Source organism: Agrobacterium sp. Ap1, assembly GCF_017313375.1.
Classification (GTDB): Bacteria; Pseudomonadota; Alphaproteobacteria; order Rhizobiales; family Rhizobiaceae; genus Neorhizobium; species Neorhizobium cellulosilyticum.
On sequence record NZ_JAFLMY010000002.1, the window covers coordinates 417,779 to 436,761 of the forward strand.

General features: G+C 59.0%; 18 protein-coding genes. 11 read left to right on the forward strand and 7 right to left on the reverse strand.

The window, feature by feature from the left end; translation table 11 throughout:
• Positions 1 to 4: 4 nt before the first annotated feature.
• Entirely contained in the window at positions 5 to 1,468 is a 1,464-nt protein-coding gene (gene betB / locus JZX87_RS05345) for a betaine-aldehyde dehydrogenase (RefSeq protein ID WP_206824330.1), read from the reverse strand.
• Between the two features lie 24 nt (positions 1,469 to 1,492).
• The gene (gene betC / locus JZX87_RS05350; RefSeq protein WP_206824331.1) at positions 1,493 to 3,010 is read right to left on the reverse strand and encodes a choline-sulfatase; all 1,518 of its coding nucleotides are present in this window, start codon (positions 3,008 to 3,010) and stop codon (positions 1,493 to 1,495) included.
• A 550-nt stretch (positions 3,011 to 3,560) separates the two neighbouring features.
• Here betC and JZX87_RS05355 point away from each other — a divergent pair.
• The 3 genes from JZX87_RS05355 (at position 3,561) to JZX87_RS05365 (ending at position 7,201) form a co-directional block, all read left to right on the forward strand.
• Entirely contained in the window at positions 3,561 to 5,366 is a 1,806-nt protein-coding gene (locus JZX87_RS05355; RefSeq protein WP_502711295.1) for a bifunctional diguanylate cyclase/phosphodiesterase, read from the forward strand.
• A gap of 78 nt (positions 5,367 to 5,444) precedes the next feature.
• Positions 5,445 to 6,461, forward strand: a complete 1,017-nt coding sequence (locus JZX87_RS05360) for an NAD(P)H-quinone oxidoreductase (RefSeq protein ID WP_206824334.1) — start codon at positions 5,445 to 5,447, stop codon at positions 6,459 to 6,461.
• A gap of 593 nt (positions 6,462 to 7,054) precedes the next feature.
• The gene (locus tag JZX87_RS05365) at positions 7,055 to 7,201 is read left to right on the forward strand and encodes a DUF1127 domain-containing protein (protein ID WP_148144014.1); all 147 of its coding nucleotides are present in this window, start codon (positions 7,055 to 7,057) and stop codon (positions 7,199 to 7,201) included.
• Positions 7,202 to 7,279: 78 nt separating this feature from the next.
• On the opposite strand, the gene JZX87_RS05370 is transcribed toward JZX87_RS05365, so the two are convergent.
• The gene (locus JZX87_RS05370; protein WP_206824335.1) at positions 7,280 to 8,017 is read right to left on the reverse strand and encodes a DUF3750 domain-containing protein; all 738 of its coding nucleotides are present in this window, start codon (positions 8,015 to 8,017) and stop codon (positions 7,280 to 7,282) included.
• 91 nt (positions 8,018 to 8,108) lie between these two features.
• Between JZX87_RS05370 and JZX87_RS05375 the strand changes: the two genes are divergently transcribed.
• Positions 8,109 to 9,116: an asparaginase gene (locus JZX87_RS05375; protein WP_206824336.1), complete on the forward strand. Its 1,008-nt coding sequence runs from the start codon at positions 8,109 to 8,111 to the stop codon at positions 9,114 to 9,116.
• A gap of 78 nt (positions 9,117 to 9,194) precedes the next feature.
• Positions 9,195 to 9,818 (forward strand): glutathione S-transferase family protein, encoded by a 624-nt coding sequence (locus JZX87_RS05380; protein ID WP_206824337.1) that lies wholly within the window; start codon positions 9,195 to 9,197, stop codon positions 9,816 to 9,818.
• Between the two features lie 45 nt (positions 9,819 to 9,863).
• Here the strand turns inward: JZX87_RS05380 and JZX87_RS05385 are convergent, their stop codons facing one another.
• A complete protein-coding gene (locus tag JZX87_RS05385; RefSeq protein ID WP_206824338.1) occupies positions 9,864 to 10,085 on the reverse strand; it encodes a hypothetical protein in 222 nt (73 codons plus the stop codon).
• Between the two features lie 101 nt (positions 10,086 to 10,186).
• Here JZX87_RS05385 and JZX87_RS05390 point away from each other — a divergent pair, with 101 nt between their 5' ends.
• Complete coding sequence (locus JZX87_RS05390; protein ID WP_206824339.1) at positions 10,187 to 11,077, forward strand: LysR substrate-binding domain-containing protein; 891 nt, start codon at positions 10,187 to 10,189, stop codon at positions 11,075 to 11,077.
• A 2-nt stretch (positions 11,078 to 11,079) separates the two neighbouring features.
• Here JZX87_RS05390 and JZX87_RS05395 read toward each other — a convergent pair whose 3' ends face one another.
• Positions 11,080 to 11,733 (reverse strand): glutathione S-transferase family protein, encoded by a 654-nt coding sequence (locus tag JZX87_RS05395; protein WP_206824340.1) that lies wholly within the window; start codon positions 11,731 to 11,733, stop codon positions 11,080 to 11,082.
• Positions 11,734 to 11,965: 232 nt separating this feature from the next.
• On the opposite strand from JZX87_RS05395, the gene JZX87_RS05400 reads away from it, so the two are divergent.
• Both JZX87_RS05400 and JZX87_RS05405 read left to right on the forward strand, forming a co-directional pair.
• Positions 11,966 to 12,253: a ribbon-helix-helix domain-containing protein gene (locus JZX87_RS05400; protein ID WP_206824345.1), complete on the forward strand. Its 288-nt coding sequence runs from the start codon at positions 11,966 to 11,968 to the stop codon at positions 12,251 to 12,253.
• Positions 12,250 to 12,567: a type II toxin-antitoxin system RelE/ParE family toxin gene (locus JZX87_RS05405; RefSeq protein ID WP_206824346.1), complete on the forward strand. Its 318-nt coding sequence runs from the start codon at positions 12,250 to 12,252 to the stop codon at positions 12,565 to 12,567. Before JZX87_RS05400 ends, JZX87_RS05405 begins: the two co-directional genes overlap by 4 nt.
• On the opposite strand, the gene JZX87_RS05410 is transcribed toward JZX87_RS05405, so the two are convergent.
• Positions 12,564 to 13,937: a TIGR03808 family TAT-translocated repetitive protein gene (locus JZX87_RS05410; RefSeq protein WP_206824347.1), complete on the reverse strand. Its 1,374-nt coding sequence runs from the start codon at positions 13,935 to 13,937 to the stop codon at positions 12,564 to 12,566. The genes JZX87_RS05405 and JZX87_RS05410 overlap by 4 nt on opposite strands.
• 216 nt (positions 13,938 to 14,153) lie before the next feature.
• Here JZX87_RS05410 and JZX87_RS05415 point away from each other — a divergent pair, with 216 nt between their 5' ends.
• The gene (locus tag JZX87_RS05415; protein ID WP_206824349.1) at positions 14,154 to 15,659 is read left to right on the forward strand and encodes a diguanylate cyclase domain-containing protein; all 1,506 of its coding nucleotides are present in this window, start codon (positions 14,154 to 14,156) and stop codon (positions 15,657 to 15,659) included.
• 3 nt (positions 15,660 to 15,662) lie between these two features.
• Here the strand turns inward: JZX87_RS05415 and JZX87_RS05420 are convergent, their stop codons facing one another.
• A complete protein-coding gene (locus JZX87_RS05420) occupies positions 15,663 to 16,184 on the reverse strand; it encodes a MarR family winged helix-turn-helix transcriptional regulator (RefSeq protein ID WP_353654163.1) in 522 nt (173 codons plus the stop codon).
• Between the two features lie 129 nt (positions 16,185 to 16,313).
• Here JZX87_RS05420 and JZX87_RS05425 point away from each other — a divergent pair, with 129 nt between their 5' ends.
• On the forward strand, positions 16,314 to 17,849 hold the full coding sequence (locus JZX87_RS05425) for an MDR family MFS transporter (RefSeq protein WP_206824352.1): 1,536 nt from the start codon (positions 16,314 to 16,316) through the stop codon (positions 17,847 to 17,849).
• A 55-nt stretch (positions 17,850 to 17,904) separates the two neighbouring features.
• Positions 17,905 to 18,915: a ligase-associated DNA damage response exonuclease gene (locus JZX87_RS05430; RefSeq protein WP_206824354.1), complete on the forward strand. Its 1,011-nt coding sequence runs from the start codon at positions 17,905 to 17,907 to the stop codon at positions 18,913 to 18,915.
• Positions 18,916 to 18,983: the final 68 nt, after the last annotated feature.

An 18,983-nucleotide genomic window follows, 5' to 3' on the forward strand; every position in this document is an offset into this window, starting at 1 on the left:
ATCCTCAATACGGCGCCTCGACTTTGCCCATTCCCACATAGACCGTCTTCAGCTCGGAATAATGCTCAAGCGCCGCAAGCGAGTTTTCCCGTCCGAAACCGGACTGTTTCGATCCACCAAAGGGAATTTCCACCGGGCAGAGATTGTAGGTGTTGATCCACAAGGTCCCGGCCTCAAGTTGGTCCACCACCCGGTGCCCGCGCGAAAGGTCGGCGGTGAATACCCCCGCCGACAGGCCGAATTCAGTGGCGTTCGCCCGCGCGATCACCTCGTCCTCGTCGTCGAAGTCCAGCACGCACATCACCGGGCCGAAAATCTCTTCCCGCGCAATGGTCATCTCGTCGGTCACATCGGCAAAGACGGTCGGCTGAATGTAATAACCTTCCCCCGTCACATCGTTCGGAATGCCGCCACCGGTAAGCAGCGTCGCGCCTTCCGTCTTGCCCTTGTCGATATAGCTCAACACCTTCTGGCGCTGGTCGAAAGAGATCAGCGGCCCCATCTGCGTCGCCTCATTCATCGGTTCGCCGATGGTGATCTTTTCCGTCCGCTCTTTCAGCCGCGACAGGAACTGGTCCTTCACCTTACGTTGCACGAAAACGCGGGTGCCGTTGGAGCAGACTTGTCCGGTCGAATAGAAGTTGCCGAGCATCGCCCCGCCGATGGCGCTCTCGATATCGGCATCGTCGAACACGATCAGCGGCGATTTCCCGCCAAGTTCCATCGTCACATGCTTGAGTTGGCCGGCAGCCGCCGCCGCTACCTTGCGGCCGGTCGGCACCGAACCGGTGAGCGAAACCTTGGCGACATCGGGATGGTTGACGAGCAGCGGCCCGGTCGTCCGGTCACCCTGGATGACGTTGTAAAGCCCTTTCGGCAGACCGGCTTCGATCAGGATCTCGGCAATCTTCAACGCGCCAAGCGGCGTGTTTTCCGACGGCTTGAACACCATGGCATTGCCGGCGGCAAGCGCCGGCGCACCCTTCCAGCAGGCAATCTGTTGCGGATAATTCCAGGCGCCGATACCGACGCAGACGCCGAGCGGCACCCGCTTCGTGTAGGCGAAATCGCCGCCGAGTGGAATATATTGGCCGTTCATGCCCGCCGCGATCACGCCGCCGAAAAATTCAAAGCTGTCGGCACCCGAAGTCGGGTCGGCGACGATCGTTTCCTGGATCGGCTTGCCGGTATCGAGCGTTTCCAGTTCGGAAAGCTCGCGGTTCCTCTCTCGCATGATTTCGGCGGCACGCTTGAGGATTCGGCCGCGCGCCGTCGGGCTCATTGCCGCCCATTCCGGCTGGGCGCGTTTGGCCGCTGCGATCGCCTTTTCGACAATCGCCGGCGTTGCCGCATGCAGCCTTGCGATCACCTCGCCGGTGGCGGGGTAAAGGCTCTCGATGACGCTGCCTGCGGTATCCTCCACATATTCGCCATCGATGAAGTGGCTGGCTTTCGGCTGTGCTTTCATACTCTTGTCTCCGCCCAATGCGCCTTACTCCCCACGGGGGTAGCGCTTGGACTCTTCCAGATTGTCGAGGTTCATGTGGTTGCGCATGTAGCGTTCGGAGGCCTTCTGCAAAGGCTGGTGATCCCACGGATAATAGGCGCCGTTGCGCAGCGCTTCATACACTACCCATCGCCGCGCCTGGCTTTCGCGCACGGCGGCGTCGAATTTCGCCATGTCCCATTTGGCATCCCGCTTGGCGCGAAAACCGGCGAGAACTTCGGCATGAGCCGGGTCGCCCGCAAGGTTCGTGAGCTCCTTCGGATCGGCTTCGAGATCGAAAAGCTGCTCTGGATCGAGTTCGCAATGGATATATTTCCACTTGCCCTCGCGAATGCCGACGAGCGGCGCATAGGACGCTTCGGCCGCATATTCCATCAGCACCGGCGATGTCCGTTCACCGCCATCGATCACCGGCTTCAGGCTCTCGCCATCCGTCCACGGCGCAATCTCGCGGATCGATATCCCGGCAAGGTCGCAAAGCGTCGGCGTCACGTCGAGATTGGAAACGGGAGCTTTGTGCAGGGCAGGGGCAATGCCCGGTCCCGCCACCATCAGCGGCACACGCGCGGAGCCTTCGAAGAAGTTCATCTTGAACCACAATCCGCGCTCGCCCAGCATGTCGCCATGGTCGGAACAGAACAGGATGAACGTATTGTCGAGCATCCGGGTGCGGGTCAGCGTATCGATCAGCTCGCCGACCTTCTCGTCGATATAGGAGATATTGGCGAAATAGGCCTGGCGCGAGCGGCGCACATTTTCCTCGGTAATGTCGAAGCTCGCATAATCGCATGATTTCAGGATGCGCTGCGAATGCGGATCCTGGCTCTCCAGCATCCCGACATCCGGCATCAGATACTCGCAGTCGTTATAGAGATCCCAGAACTTTTTTCGCGCCACGTAAGGGTCGTGCGGATGGGTAAACGAGACCGTCAGCGCCCAAGGGCGTCGGTTCGCGTCATCGTTTTCTCGCGCCAGATGATAGAGCTTCTGGTTGGCCAGAAACGCCACTTCATCGTCATATTCCATCTGGTTGGAAATCTCGGCGATACCTGCACCGGTCACCGATCCCATATTGTGATACCACCAGTCGATCCGCTCGCCCGGCTTGCGGTAATCCGGCGTCCAGCCGAAATCGGCCGGATAGATATCGGTCGTTAGCCGCTCCTCAAAGCCGTGCAACTGGTCCGGCCCGACGAAATGCATTTTTCCCGAAAGTGCCGTGTAATAACCGGCGCGGCGCAGATGGTGCGCATAGGTCGGGATTGACGATACATATTCCGCGGCATTGTCGTAAACCTGCGTCCGGCTCGGCAATTGCCCGGCCATGAAGGATGCGCGGGCAGGGGCACAGAGCGGCGAGGACGTGTAGTTGTTGGCAAACCGCGCCGAGCGCGCGGCAAGTGCCTTCATGTGCGGCGCATGCAGCCACTCCGCCGGTCCGTCGGGAAACAGCGTGCCATTCAACTGGTCGACCATGATGATGAGAAAGTTCGGGCGGTACATGATCGCGGCAGGACCTCTGTAGGCAGGAATGGCAATGTAAGGAGTTATTTTCGATCTTGTTTTCGATCAAGCGATGATTGCGAAACGCGCTATCCCAAATGCGTAGAGCGCATTGAACGCGCCCGGCCACTTAATCATGCAGTCTGATCCGCGCGATTGACGCTACCAAGTGCCGCAGCAGATTTGGATAGTCATCGGAAATGCGGGTAGCGTTTGCCATCAGTGTGATCGCGGCATTTGACGGTCCCGTCATTGCGTCAGGCTGGCCGGTTAACAGCTTGGCAGTGCTTGGCATTTCCCTAAAGTCGGACCTGTTGTCCAAGACTGGTCAACCTCCGCGCCGGCACTTGCTGCACACTGTCCAAACATCGGATAATCCCTCGTAATTCATTGAATTTTAAGCAAATACCGGAAGGTCGTCACAAAACCTTCATGCGATTTTCATAGAGGAGCAACGGATTGTTGACGGGTAGCGCCGCAACCTGCGCAACGTCATTTAAGGCCTTTTTTCGAGCATTTTGAAAAGCGCTCGTGCAGTGGAGTAATGCGTATGTCGTCTGCGGCTGTTCTCGAACCGGGTGTTGTCCGGCGATATGCAGGCGACCAGCTTGTTACCCTCGGGAAACTAGTTCTCGAAAACGCCTTCCAGCCGATTGTCGAAGTGGCGACAGGATCGGTCTTCGGTTACGAATCCCTGCTGCGTGGCCATGAACGGATCGGCTTTTCCTCTCCGCCGGAATTGCTCGACGAGGCCCAGCAGGCAGGCCAGCTTCTGGCGCTCGAGCAGATGATGTCCGGCCGCGCGCTCGCCAAATTCGCGACGCTTCCCGACTATTCGTCAGCCACGCTTTTTCTCAATCTGGATGTCCGACTGATCCGTCAGGGGCATGAATTCCTCGAAAGAGTGCTGCACCATCTGCGGGCGGCCGAGATCGCACCTTCTTCGGTCTGTTTCGAATTCTCCGAACGCTTCGACAACACCAGCGTACCGGAATTTGCCGATCTGGTGGCCGATATGCGCAAGGCGGGCTTCAAGCTCGCCATCGACGATTTCGGTGTCGGTCACGGCGAGATGAAGCTGCTCTGTGACTTCCCCGTCGACTACCTGAAGATCGACCGGCATTTCGTGTCCGCTATCGACCGCAATCCGCGCAAGCGCCATCTGGTCAAGAATATCGTCAACATCGCCCACACGCTCGGTATCCGGGTCATTGCCGAGGGCATCGAGACGGAATCCGAATTTCTGGCCTGCCGTGAATATGGTGTCGATCTCGTTCAGGGCTATTTCATCGCCAAGCCGACGACCTTCCTGACCGAACTGCAGCCGGCCTTTCCGCATCTTGCCGATATCGGCCGTGCGCGCCGTTCCAGCCAGTCGCTGGACGAGATCCTCATCCGCAAGCAGATCGAAAGACTGCCGACGGTTTTCGAGAATGACGCGATCGATTCTGTATTCGAATTGTTCCGCCGCAATCCGCGCCAGGCATTCTTTCCGGTCCTGAACGCCAATGGCGAACCGCGTGGCGTCATCAACGAATACCACCTGAAGGAATTCATCTATCAGCCCTTCGGTCGCGACCTTCTGAAGAACAAGGTCTATGAACGCTCGATCGCTCACTTCGTCGAGCGCGCCCCGATCATCGGGCTGGATGCCGAGGCGGAAGAGCTGATGAGCCTGTTTGCCAACATGGAAAACAGTGCCTGCGTCATCCTCACCGAAAACATGCGTTATGCCGGCGTCGTCTCGGCCGCATCTCTCATCAAGGTGGTGAACGAGAAGCAGCTGAAGATCGCGCAGGATCAGAACCCGCTGACTAGCCTGCCGGGTAACCGCGCGGTACGCGATTTCATGCAGGAAGCTGGCCGCGACGACGAGGAAAGCCGCTTTTTCTGCTATTGCGATTTCGACAATTTCAAGCCGTTCAACGATCACTACGGTTTCCAGAAGGGCGACCACGCAATCTCGCTGTTTGCCGCGCTGATGAAGCGTTACTTCTTCTCGGAGGGTGACTTCCTTGGCCATATCGGCGGCGACGACTTCTTCATCGGCATCCGCGATTGGACACGCGAGGAGCTGGACGAAATCCTCGAGCGCCTGCTGTCGGATTTTCACGGCGATGTGATAGAGCTTTATTCCGAAGAAGAACGAGCCTCCGGCAGGATCCGCGGTCATGACCGCTCGGGCCGCGAACGGGACTTCCCGCTGCTGCGCTGCTCTATCGGCGTTCTGGAGCTGCCCAAGGGCCTGCTTCTCGATGATATCGGCCGCATCAGCGTCGAGATCGCATCCGTCAAGGCAACTGCCAAGGAGAGCGAAGGCGGTCTCGTCTTCTCGTCCTTTGGTGAGACAAAGTGACCGGCCACATCCACCGGTCCCTTTCTAAGGCAGAGGTCGTGTCCTAAGTCAGTGGTCTCATGCTGACAGGAGACTTTTATGCCGCTTCCCAATGAGATGCGTTTCATCGACCTGCCGTCCTTCGGTTCCCCCGACGTGATGGTGGTTGCCCGCGGGCCGCTGCCGAAACCGCGTTCCGGCGAAATTCTGGTCAAGGTCGAGGCAGCGGGCGTCAATCGCCCCGATGTGGCGCAGCGTCAGGGCAATTATCCAGCGCCCAAGGATGCAAGCCCGATCCTCGGGCTGGAGATCGCCGGCGAAGTCGTGGCCCTCGGAGAAGGCGTTTCGGAATATTCGGTAGGCGACAAGGTATGTGCGCTTGCGAATGGCGGCGGTTATGCAGAATATTGCGCAGTGCCGGCCGGCCAGGCTCTGCCTTGGCCGAAGGGCTATGATGCGGTCAAGGCGGCTGCCGTGCCGGAAACCTTCTTCACCGTCTGGGCCAATCTCTTCCAGATGGCCGGCCTGACCGAGGGTGAGAGCGTGCTGATCCATGGCGGCTCAAGCGGCATCGGCACGACCGCAATCCAGCTTGCCAGGACCTTTGGCGCAACCGTCTATGCAACGGCCGGATCTAAGGAGAAATGCGACGCCTGCGAAAAGCTCGGCGCCACGAGAGCGATCGACTACAAGTCGGAAGACTTTGCCGAAGTCATCAAGGCAGAGACTGAAGGGCAGGGCGTCGATGTCGTGCTCGACATGATCGGGGCGGCTTACTTCGAGAGAAATCTCTCCGTGCTGGCCAAGGATGGCTGTCTGTCGATCATAGCTTTCTTAGGGGGAGCCAAGACCGACGCCATCGATCTGAGACCCATCATGGTCAAGCGCCTGACGGTGACCGGCTCGACCATGCGGCCGCGCACCGCAGACGAAAAGCGCGCCATTCGCGATGATCTCGTCACCGAAGTCTGGCCGCTGCTGGAACAGGGCGATATCGCCCCGGTCATCCATTCGGTGCTGGACTTCGATCAGGTTGCGCAAGCCCATAGGCTGATGGAAACGAGCAGCCATATCGGCAAGATTGTTCTGAAGATAGGGGAAGGAAAGGTGGCTTGAAGGAATCACAATCCGGTTCAGGCTTGCGAATGCTAAGCCGGGATCGGTGATTTTGCAAAGCACTTATATTCGCGCAGCGTTACATAACTTGCCTTGCAAGACATGCGTATGACACCTACCTTCTAGTCATCGTCAACGTAGTGAAAGGAAGGTGATCCAATGTCTAATGAGATTTCGGTCTGCGTAACGGGCAATGGAAAGGTGGCGGTCTTGACGGGGCAGCCCTCGGCCTGAACCACATCTTCTTTCGGACTGTCGAGAGACGGGCCGGGTTCGTTGAACGGACCAGATTTCATGGAAGGGTCGCCTCGGCGGCCCTTTTCCTTTTCTGCAGCAGGCATACGCGCGCGGCATGCCCGCAGCGAGGCTTCGCAAAATTGATGCGAGTTTTTTGAGCTTAATTCTTTCAGGTATGCCTATTTTTAGCGCGGTTGCTTTGACCGAGATCACAAAAATCCCTGCTCATTTGGCAAGGGTGTGCTGCTAATCGAGTGCTACTTCAAGACGGTCTTCGCGCGTATAACAAACGCATCGAAACAAGAGGGCGCCACCAACCGGCCGCCGTTTCGAAAGCCCAGGAAAGGGGGACCATCATGAACGTGAAACGCACTTTGACGAATTGGCGCAACTACCGTCGGACGGTTGCCGAACTGGAGCGGATGACGACGCGCGAACTGGCAGATCTCGGGATCACCCAATACGAGATCCGCAGCTTCGCTCGGACCGCCCACGGTTTCTGATCGAAAAACAGGCAAATACTTCGATGAAAACGCCCGCCATGACGCGGGCGTTTTGCTTTTGTGGGATTACTCGCCGGATCAGATGCCTATCCGCCCGAATGCCGGTATCTTGAGGCCGGGTCGGGCAAGATCGAAGCCCGCGACAAGTCCGAGAAAATGCACTTCCAGACCGCTGCGCTGGCCGACCGAGAAACCGGCAAGTCCACGCAGCGTTACATGAAGGTCGCGCCGGTCTTCGTCCAGATGAACGAATTCACCATTCGGCAGATAGTCGCGCCCCACCGCATGCGGCGGCAGCACGGCGCCGATTTCCGGCACGGTGCGCAGCACATAGGCGACGAACGTATTGGAATTCGGCCCGGGCCAAATCGTGTAGCCGCCGGGTTCTGCATAAGGATAGGCCGCGATCGCGCCTTCTATCTTCGGGATCAGTAACTCGGCCTTCGATCCCGTGACCGTGGCGACCAGCTGCGGTTCGTTCGAATACCAGTAGGCGTCGGGCGCCCGGTGGTTGCGCCGGATCGGCGATCCCCAGCCCACCTTGTCGTAACGGGTATAGGCCGATGCGCCTTTTTCCTTGGTGACGATCCAGGCGTGGCTGGCGACAGAACCTTTAAGCCCACCCGTCATGGCGGAGAAGATGTAGATCGCCGCATCCTTGTTATCCTCAGGCTTGGGCAGGATGCCCGCAGAGGTCCAGCGCGCCGCACTCCACCCGGATGGATGATCCTTCATTGCCCAAAGCCCCGCAGACGCGAAGGTCGGCAGCAGGTAGACGATGAAGATGATGATCAGCAGACGTTTTACCGATTTCATAAGCATTTCCCGTGCAAGTCTTCCGCGAACAGGATAAGAGCCTGCCACCAATCTCTTGTTGCCATAGAAGCCAGCAAAATCAGGACAGACCATGCAAAATCCCGTTACCGTTGAAGTGACCCGCGGTTCTTCCGTCGAAAGCCGTCACAGAGGATTGGGTGTGGTTGTCGATGGAAGCGGAAAGACGGTGTTTTCCTTCGGCGATGCCGAGGCCGGCGTCTTCCCGCGTTCCTCCTGCAAGGCCATGCAGGCGCTGCCCTTGATCGAGAGCGGTGCTGCGGACGCCTATGGCTTCGGCAATGCCGAACTCGCCTTTGCCTGTGCCTCTCACTCCGGCGAGGATCGTCATGTCGAAATGGCGGCATCCATGCTGGCGAAGGCCGGGCGCGCTGTCTCTTCACTCGAATGCGGCGCGCACTGGTCTTCCGATCAGGCAACCCTGATCCATCAGGCGCGAACCATCGATAAGCCGACGGCGCTGCATAACAACTGCTCGGGCAAGCATTCCGGTTTCGTCTGCACCTGTGTTCATTCCGGCGCGCCGGTCGAAAATTATGTCGGTTACGATCACCCGCTGCAGCGCGAAATCCGCGATGTCATGGAGAGCCTGACGGGCGCAGTGCTAGGCACCGACAATTGCGGCACGGATGGCTGCTCCATCCCGACCTATGCCGTGCCGCTCAAGGGACTGGCCCATGGTTTCGCGAAAATGCTGACCGGCGAAGGGCTTGCCGCATCGCGTGCCAAGGCGTCACGACGCCTGATCGATGCCTGCATGGCCGAGCCTTTTTACGTCGCCGGCACTGATCGCGCCTGCACGAAGCTGATGGAAGTGGCTCCGGGCAAGATCTTTGCCAAGACCGGTGCCGAAGGCGTTTTTGTTGCAGCACTTCCCGACCAGGGCCTCGCCATGGCTGTCAAATGCGAAGACGGCACGACCCGCGCCGCCGAAGCGATGATCTTTGCGCTGATTTCCCGCTATTTCGAAAAGGGTGGCGAAACCCAGACGAAGCTGATGGCCATGGCCAACCGCCAGATGAAGAACTGGAACGGCATGCCTGTCGGTGATGTCCGCGTAACCGACGCCATGTTCGCCTGATAGAAGCGTATCGGCATCGCTCTGCACTGGTCTGCGTCTCCTGTCATGTTATGACTGTTGCAGATCAGGAGGATGTTGATGAACACGTTCTATTTTTCGCCCGGCAGTTGTGCGCTTGCCAGTCACATTGCGCTCGCCGAATCCGGCCTGCCTTATCAGGTGAAGAAGCTGAACTTCGCGGAGGGCGAGCAGCGGTCTGAAGCCTATCTGGCGATAAATCCCAAGGGTCGTGTCCCGGCGCTTGTCACGGATAAGGGCGTGGTGACGGAAACTGTTGCCATTCTCGGCTATATCGCCCAGGCGGCACCGGAAGCGAGGCTTGCGCCGCTTGCCGATCCCTTCCTCTTTGCCAAGATGCAGGCCTTCAACGCCTACATGGCGTCCACCGTGCATGTTGCGCATGCACATGGCCGGCGCGGTTATCGCTGGGCCGATCAGGAAACCTCATTCGAGGACATGAAGAACAAGCTGCCGCAGGTGATGAGCGAGTGTTTTCGCATTATCGAGGACGGCATGCTCGAAGGCCCCTATGTGCTCGGAGATCACTATTCTACCGCCGATCCCTATCTCTTCCTGATGTCCGGATGGCTGAAGAGCGACCGGGTGGAGATCGCGGATTTTCCGCGCGTACACGCGCATTACCGCATGATGCTGGAGCGTCCCGCCGTGCAGAAGGCACTGGCGGAAGAAAAGGCAGCCTGAAGCAGAAGCAGCAACCGGTTTGCATCCCAAATTGCGGTGAACGCTTTATGCGCAGCGCGCGAGTGGCATGCTTTCCGGCTGAGCTTCGGCATCGGCTACCATCGGTGCCGGCATCCGAAGATAGGGCATGGGCAGGTCTGCGAGCTGCAGCAGATCCATCGCCCGAATGTCAGGATGGTCGAGAGCGTCTGGTCGGAAGGCCCCGACCGTCGAGCGTGCCGACATCGTTTGTAGTACCGTGTTCAAGAAAATCTTGAGGGGGTTCATTATTCACCTCGCAAATGGTGGTTTCATTTGCAGGTTGAATATGTGCTTCGTTCGGCGTCACCACAATCGACATTATCAGGCACTCGTTATAGGTTTTCTATATGAGTAATCTGAATCTCGTCCATCTGAACGGTCTCCGGGCACTGGAGGCTGTCGCGCGTTTGGGCTCGTTGCAGGCCGCAGCGGCAGAGCTTGGCGTTTCGATCGGCGCCGTCAGCCAGCAGGTGATCAAGGCGGAAGCGCAGCTTGGTCATCCTGTCTTTCAACGCCTGCCGAAAGGCATGATGCCGCTGGATACGGCAAGGCCTATGCTGGCGCGATTGACGGACGGGTTCCGCAGCCTTTCGGAAGCAGTGGCCGTCGGACGAGCGCGGGATGACAAGCTGCTGACGATCTCCGTGGCGCCGGTCTTCGCAGCCCGTTTCCTTGTGCATCGGCTCGACCGGTTCACGGCATTGCATCCCGAGATCCGCCTGCGCATCGATGCGACCACGGCCCTGGCGGATTTCATCACCGATGGCGTGGATATCGGCATTCGTGTAGGAGCCGGCAAATGGCAGGGTGTCGATGCGGACCTGCTGTTGCCCCAGCTCGTTTTTCCCGTCTGTGCGCCGGCTCTTGCTGCGAAATTGCGCGAGCCGAAGGACATTCTCGAACTGCCCACGATCATCGACGGGCATGCGATGTTTTCCTGGGATGTCTGGCTTCGTTGTGTGGGTCTCGAGGGACGGCAGATGCAGGTTCGTCACGTGTTCAATGAGGCCTCGCTCTGCCTCGACGCAACGATAAGAGGCGAGGGCGTGATGATCGCCTGGCAGACGCTTGCCGATTATCCACTGGCGCAGGGCAAGCTGGTTGAGCCCTTTTCCGTTCGCGCCGCGACCGGCTTCGGCCATTATTTCGTCACGCCGGCCGGAATTCGCCAGCCACCGAAGGTCAAGGCCTTTCATCGATGGCTGACGCAGGAGCTTGAGGCCTTGCAGCCTGAATAGTCTTATGGATTTGCCGGTTCGGCGTTCCGCTTTGCCCACATCGCCTGATAGCCGGGGCGATGGGTGCAGGCCTCATACCATGCCTTGAGCGATGGACGGTTGTCGAACAGCGGGTGATAACCGCGTGCATAACGCAGGATTTCGATGACATTGATATCCGCGGCGGTAAACCGATCGCCAACGAGATAATGTGTTGTCTCGAGATGCTTTTCGAGCGCATCCAGAGGACGGACAAGGCAATCGGCCGCATCGTCGATTGCTGCGATGCCTTCCGGCGTGTCGCCCTTGGTCGACTGGATTTTCAGTGCATCCGTCTCGATGCTGGTTGCCGCAAACAGCGACCACTGCACCATCAGTGCTTCTTCCTCGACATTCTTCGGGCCGAGTTCGCCGCCATATTTGCGGGCGAGATATAGCGAGATCGCAAGTGACTCATGCAGCACGAAGCCGTCGTCGTCCATCGACGGGATCGATCCCATCGGATTGACGGCAAGAAACTCGTCCGAGCGGGTGTGCACCGGGCAGCCGGGGGCAGACGTGTCAGCCAAGCGATAGGCCTGGATGATCGGCACGAGCTCGAATGGCAGGCCGATTTCCTCGATAAGCCAGAGTGGCCGCGTCGCGCGTGAACGGTAAACCCCGTAGATCTTCAGCATCGATATCTCCTTGATGAGTTGGCGCGAAGCTAAAGCAATTCCAGCAAAAGTGGGAACCGGTTTTGCGTTCGGAATTGCGTGAAACAAATGATTAGAGCACTTCTGGCGAAATTCATTTTCGCTAGAAGTGCTCTAAGCAGGTTCGGTGACGAACGGAAGATCATCCTGCGTTGGACGCCCATGAAAGTTTTCGATAGGATTAAATCGTGTCGGATAACCTCAAGGAGCTTCCATGCGTACCACCCAGTCCCTCAGCATCACGCTTCCGATCGAGATGGCGGAAATGGTCAAGGCCAAGGTCGCATCCGGTGAATACGCATCCGAAAGCGAAGTCATTCGCGACGGCCTGCGCACCCTGATCGCCCGCGACGCGGCAATCGAGAAGTGGCTGGTCGAGGAGGTTGCACCCGCATACGATGAGATGAAAGCTCATCCGGAGCGAGCGCTTTCGATTGAAGAAGTGGATCGCCGGCTCAATGCGACAATGGCACAACTCCTTCAAGAAGAACGGAAGTCATGATCTACGACGTCGTTTTCTCGCCTCGGGCAATCAGAGATCTCGATGAAATTTTCCGATATCTGGCATCCGAAATGGGGGTTGCTGCGGCGCGCGGATATGTAGGCAAGATCCGTAATTATTGTGCGGGATTTGCTACCTTCCCGCATCGAGGAATGCGGCGAGACGATATTCGCCCCGGCATTCGCATGGTGGGATATCGATATAAAGCGACGATAGCGTTTGATATCGAAAAACAGACGGTCACCATTCTTCGTATCTATCACCGCGGCCGCGATATCGATGCTGATGACGAAACGTTCGACCTCGATCTCTAGCTTACCCGATTGCCCTCGATCGTCAGATGCGAAAATCGCTCTGCGCCGCCCTTTGCCAGATCCCCGGTCGAGGCTTCTCTCCACCGGTACCCGATGATCGCGCCCCGTCTCGCCCCCTGAAAGATGTTGTTGGCGATGATAGTGTCACCTGCACCTTCCACCACGGTCACGACGCAGCCCACCCCGGCGTCGCGTACGATATTGCCGGTCGCTGTGACATTGCGCAGGTAAGGCCCGAAACCGAATGCCAGGCCGCCATAGGGCGCGTTCTCGACCACATTGCCCGTCACTGCCGTATCCGCCTCGGCGCTGATGCCGACGCCGAAGATCGGGTCCTCGACCGTGTAGGGGCCAACCAGGCGCAGGTTGCGCACGATATTGTTGGAGATGGTGGCAAGCCGTCCCCCCTCGTTGAAATTGACGACCGAAATGCCGTTGGCCGCGCCATCCACCAAGTTGCCCGAGATCATCGCGCCTTCGAAGGAGAATTCGGCGTAGATCGCCGTCTCGCCGGATGCGCTGCAGTGATTGCCCGATATCATCGCGTTCGAGGCGCTGTTGGCGCGGATCGCGGAAAAGGCCGAATCCGCGATGTGGTTGCCGGAAACGATCACGTCATCGGCGCGGTAAAGGTTGATCGCATTGCCATACTGGCCGGTGCCGCCATTACCCGCGCCGGTGCGCGAGATGCGATTGCCGGAAACGATCGTCCCATCCCGACCTTTTTCCCAGCGATGAATGAGAATGCCGCCATTACCGCAGTCCGAGACGATATTGTCGACGACCGTGAGATTGGCGCTATTGACCGCATAAAGCCCGTATTCGGCAGCGCGCGTCATCCGGTTGCGCGTAATTCTGCCGCCGCATGCCTCCAGATGCAGCCCCGTCTTGCCCCCATTTGCCACGTCGCAATTTTCGATGACGAGGTCCGCCACGTTGCGAAACAGCGCAAGCGCTGGCGCGTCTCCGGCAATCGCACGTCCCGCGCCATCGATGATCAGGCCTGATAGTTCTATGTGACGGGCGTTTTCGGCTCGCAACAAGATGCCGGAGCCGGAAAGGATCAGGCTCGTTGCTCCCGCAATCCCGATCAGGCGGGTGCCATCGGGCAGATCGATGCCTGACATCGGATAATCGCCGGGCGGCAGATAGACAGGCATGTTGCGCCCTGCAGCCTCGGTGAGCAGCCGCTGGAGATTGCGTCGCGTCGTTTCCCCTCCGCCCGGCGCGACGCCATGGGCGCTTGCATCGATGGAGCCACGCAATTCGCCGCTGGAGATGGCCGGTGATCGGGCTGCCGCCGACCGTGCAAGAACAGCAGTCGAGGCTGCTGCGACCAGCCCTGCCAACAGTCGACGTTTCGAAATCATCCAGCTTGCCTCACCACGTCAATAAATAGTTTCCCATTGCAGTATCTGTGATCGACCTGCGTCACAAATATTTGCGTATCCGGGTAAAAACTTTGCAATCATCTCAACAAGACATGTCATCGCACGATTTTATTAAGCAAGGGGTAGTAATTGCTTTTTAAGGTGTATTGCGTGGGGCATGCAATTTCTGGACGTTTCGGGGGCTTGGAGACGGACATGGTAATTCCCCTATCATATGAGATGACGGTGGAAACACCGAGGGAAGCATTGGAAGATGCGTGCGAGCGATTGCGACGCACCGTTATGGACAGCGGTTGCGCGCTGGACCTTGCGGAGGCGTTGCAGGAGCTGACGGCGCTGAGGGTGCTGGATCAGTTGCCCGATTTCATTTCGATCAAGGACCGCCGCAGCCGGTTTGTCTTCGCCAACGAAGCAGCCTGCCGTGCGGCCGATATCAGCGATTACTCCAGCCTGATCGGCAAGACCGATTTCGATGTCTTCATCGGAGAGACCGCCAACCGGCTTTTCGCCATGGAGCAGCTGGTGATGGAAAGTGGTTTGGCCGTTGAGAAGCAGGACGAATATCTCGTCCGCCATGACGGCAAGACGTTCTGGCTGTCCATCTCGAAAATTGCGCTCAGGAACTCTGCCGGGCAGATCGTCGGTCTGGTCAGCATCTCGCGCGATATCAGCGAACGAAAACGGCAGGAAGAGCTGCGCCACGGCCAAGCGCGCCTGCTGGAAATGATCGCGCGTGGTCAGCCGCTGGATGTGGTGCTGAATGCGATCGTCCGGCTTATCGAGGCGCAGCTTCATGATGTGAAGGGCGCCGTAATGCTGCTTGACGAGGACCGCAAGCGGTTCTCAGGAGGCGCGGCCCCCGGTCTTTCACCTTCCTATGTGCAGCTCATCGAGAGCATCGAAATCGGTCCAAGTCGTGGTTCCTGCGGTACGGCGGCCTGGACCGGTACGCTCGTGACAGTCGCGGACGTAGAGGCCGACCCGCTCTGGGAGCCGTATCGTGAGCTTGGTTCCCTGTTCGGTTTTCGCTCTTGCTGGTCGACGCCCGTCATCGGTGCCGAGGCGCGCGTGCTTGGCACATTTGCGCTTTATTCGCCCACAAGGCGCGAGCCGACGACGATTGAACTGGAGTTGATGGCGATCGCCACCGATCTTGCCGGCATTGCGATCGAACGTTCAGAAAGCGAACGCCGCATCCGTCATCTGGCGCATCACGATCCGCTCACCGGCCTGCCCAATCGCACGCTTTTCTGGAGCCAGTTCAATCGCAGCCTGCACGAGGCGCGGCGCGAAAGCCGCAAGGTGACGGTTGCCTATATAGACCTCGATAATTTCAAGGCGATCAACGATACCCACGGCCACGCAGCTGGTGATGCAGTTCTCAAGACGCTTTCGGATCGCATGGCTCACTGTATCCGTGCGAGCGATCTCATCGTCAGGCTGGGCGGCGATGAATTCGCCATCGTCTTCTCAAATCCGGATGGCGACCGCAGCGGCGTGTTGCGGCGTCTGGATAAGCTGCGGGCCCTCATTGCCGAACCTGTCTTGGTTGAGGGAGAAAGCATCGGCGCGACCTGCAGCATGGGCGTCGCCTTCTATCCCGAGGACGGCGAGCTTGCAGAGGATCTCCTGGCAAGCGCTGACCGCGCCATGTACGAAGCCAAGGAACTCGGCCGCGACAGGCTGACTATCTGTGGGTGATTGTCAGGCGCTGGTGAGGATACGCGCAGCACTCGGGCTGCCGGCCTTCTCGTTCGGATAGGTTTCCTCGAACTTGCTGACGAACTTGTCGAACAGCCCGGCGAAGACGTTGAGTTCCTCTTCACTCCAGCCATCGAGCATGGAGGCAAGCAGCCGTCGTTTGGTCGCGTCGACCTGTGCCATCAGCTGGTCGCCGAGTTCCGTGCGCACGACGATCGACCGGCGTCCGTCAGCTTGCGATGCATCACGTCGCAAAAGCCCTTGTGTCACCAGTTCCGCGACCAGCCGGCTCCCGCGTGAAGGATCGAGCCGCATCACATCGGCGATCGCACCGACCGTGACCTCGCCGTCGATACGGTTCATTGCCCGTAATGCATCCAGGTGTGAGATTTCGAGGCTTGGAGCAAGATTGTCGACCAGCGTCCGGCTGATCACCCTGCGGCCGATCAGCAGCCGCATCCTACCCATCACCTCGCTGATATGGGCAATATCGGCGGCGGCTTGAAAGGAGTGTTCTTCGGTCACTGTCTTTGTCATGGCGAAGGAAAATAGCAGAGCTGTATATCCGGGCAAGAATTATCTGCCGCCCGCATCTGGGTGCGATTGACAATTATATGCTAAAGGCACATAAATTCGGATCACACTGGATACGCCATGACACCTCCCGCATCCCCCGTCGTCCCGCTGGTTGCCAGCCACCGCCAGCGATTGATCGTTTTCTGCTTCCTGATGGCGGCGCTTTTCATGGCGACGCTCGACAACCAGATCGTTTCCACGGCATTGCCGACGATCGTCGGCGAATTCGGCCAGATGGAACGTTTCGGCTGGGTCAGTTCCGCCTTTCTGCTCGCCACCAGCGCGGTGATGCCGATCTATGGCAAGCTGGGCGATCTCTTCGGCCGCAAATACGTCATGCTGGCGGCGATCGTCATCTTCACGCTCGGTTCGCTTGCCTGCGGTTTTGCCTGGTCGATGGACAGCCTGATTGCCGCCCGCGTTTTTCAGGGACTGGGCGGCGGCGGCATCATGGTGTCGATCTTTTCGATCAATGCCGATCTCTTCGAGCCGCGCGAACGCGCCAAATACCAGAGCTATTCCAGCCTGATGATCATGGCGTCGGGTAGCCTCGGCCCGGTTCTCGGCGGCACGATGAGCGATCTGTTCGGCTGGCGTTCGATCTTCCTCATCAACCTGCCGCTCGGCGTCATCGTCATCACCGGTCTCGTCCTGATGTTGCCCTATCGCCGCCCGACGCGTCAGCCGAAGATCGACTATATCGGTGCAGCTGTTCTGGCCGCGACGATCACCTGCCTCGTCGCCTTTGCCGACAGCCGCCAGATTTTCGGCTCGCTTGTTGCACCCGCGTCGCTCGCTCTTCTGGCCGGCGGCATCGTCTGCGCCTGCCTCTGGGTCTTCGTCGAAAGCCGGGTGCCGGAACCGATCGTGCCGCTCAAGCTTTTCCGCGATAGCACGTTCTCGCTCTACCTCATCATCTCGCTCTGCGCCGGTTCGGTCGGCATCGGCCTCGTCAACTATTATGCGCTCTTCCTGCAGACGACGACCGGCCTTTCACCCTCTGCCGCCGGACTGTTTTTCATCGCACTGACAGGCGGCATCGTCACCGGCTCGATCTCGGCCGGCAGGCTTATCTCGATTACCGGGCGCTACAAGCCCTTTACTGTCATCGGCCTCGCCATGAGCGTCGTCATGCTGTTCTGCTTCTCGCAGATCGGCCACGATGTTTCTCTGGTCATGGTGGCATTGATCATGTTCCTGCAGGGCCTGTCGGTCGGCTTCGGCCAGCAGGCGCCGATCATCGGTGTGCAGAATGCCGTGCCACGTGGCGATGTCGGCGCGGCAAGCGGCGCCGTGGCGCTGATGCGCATGGGCGGCGCCTCGATCGCCATCTCGCTCTTCGGTGCGATCATCGGCACGGGTTTGAAGGCCCATCCTGTTGAAATCCCCGGCCTGCCCGATATCGAGACGTTGACGCCAAAGATCCTGGCAACTCTGCCCGAGGCATCGCGCCAGGCCGTCGCGGCCGTCTATCACGATGTCTTCTCGCCGCTCTTCCTCGTGGCCGCATCGATCGCCCTGATCGGCCTCGTCGCTGCCCTCTGCCTCAAGCCGATCCAGCTTCCGACGATGCAGGCAGCAAGCCAGCCGAAAGAGGAAAAGGCTGCGGCCTGAGGTCCTCGAAACTACGCCTCTCGAAAGTCTCGGGTTGTCGCCTATCTTGATAGGCATGAAACCCGAGGCTCTGCTTCATCCGACCCCCGCCGGGCTGTTCTGCCCCATCGGAAATTTCCACGTCGATCCGGTCCGCCCCGTCGAACGGGCGCTGATCACCCATGGTCATTCCGATCATGCCCGCTCCGGCCATGGCCATGTGCTTGCCACCCATCAGACGCTCGACATCATGGCGATCCGTTACGGCGAGGATTTCGCAGGCAGTGAACAGGCGGCCGGATGGGGAGAGGAGATTTTCGTCAACGGCGTCAAGGTGATGTTCAGGCCGGCCGGCCATGTTCTCGGCTCGGCCCAGATACTCATCGAAAAGGACGGCATGCGCATCGTCGTCTCGGGCGACTACAAGCGCGGCATCGACCCGACCTGCGATCCATTCGAGCCGATCGCCTGTGATGTCTTCATCACCGAGGCAACCTTCGGCCTGCCGGTCTTCCATCACCCGGATCCGAAGGTCGAGATCGAAAAGCTGTTCACCTCGCTGAAACAGTTTCCCGAGCGCAGCCATCTCGTCGGCGCCTATGCGCTCGGCAAGGCGCAGCGCGTCATCCGCCTGATCCGCGACAACGGCTATTCCGACCCGATCTATATTCATGGCGCATTGGCTAGGCTCTGCGACTATTATCAGGGGCAGGGGATCGAGCTTGGAGACATCCGTCCGGCCACGATCGAAAAGAGCAAGCCGACCGAATTTGCCGGCGCCATCGTCGTGGGGCCACCCTCCGCGTTTCAGGATCGCTGGGCGCGCCGTTTCAACGAACCTTTGATCGCCTTTGCCTCCGGCTGGATGATGGTCCGCCAGCGTGCCAAACAGGGCGGCGTCGAGCTGCCGCTGGTCGTCTCGGATCATTGTGACTGGCCGGAACTTCTGTCCACGATCAGGGAGATCGCGCCAGAGGAGGTATGGGTCACCCACGGCCGCGAGGAGGCGCTGGTGAGGTGGTGCGAGCTACAGGGCATTCCGGCCCGGCCGCTGCATCTGGTGGGCTATGAGGATGAGGGAGATTGATGGCTGCCGCTTGCCACGCGCACACCCCCCTCTGGCCTGCCGGCCATCTCCCCCACAAGGGGGGAGAT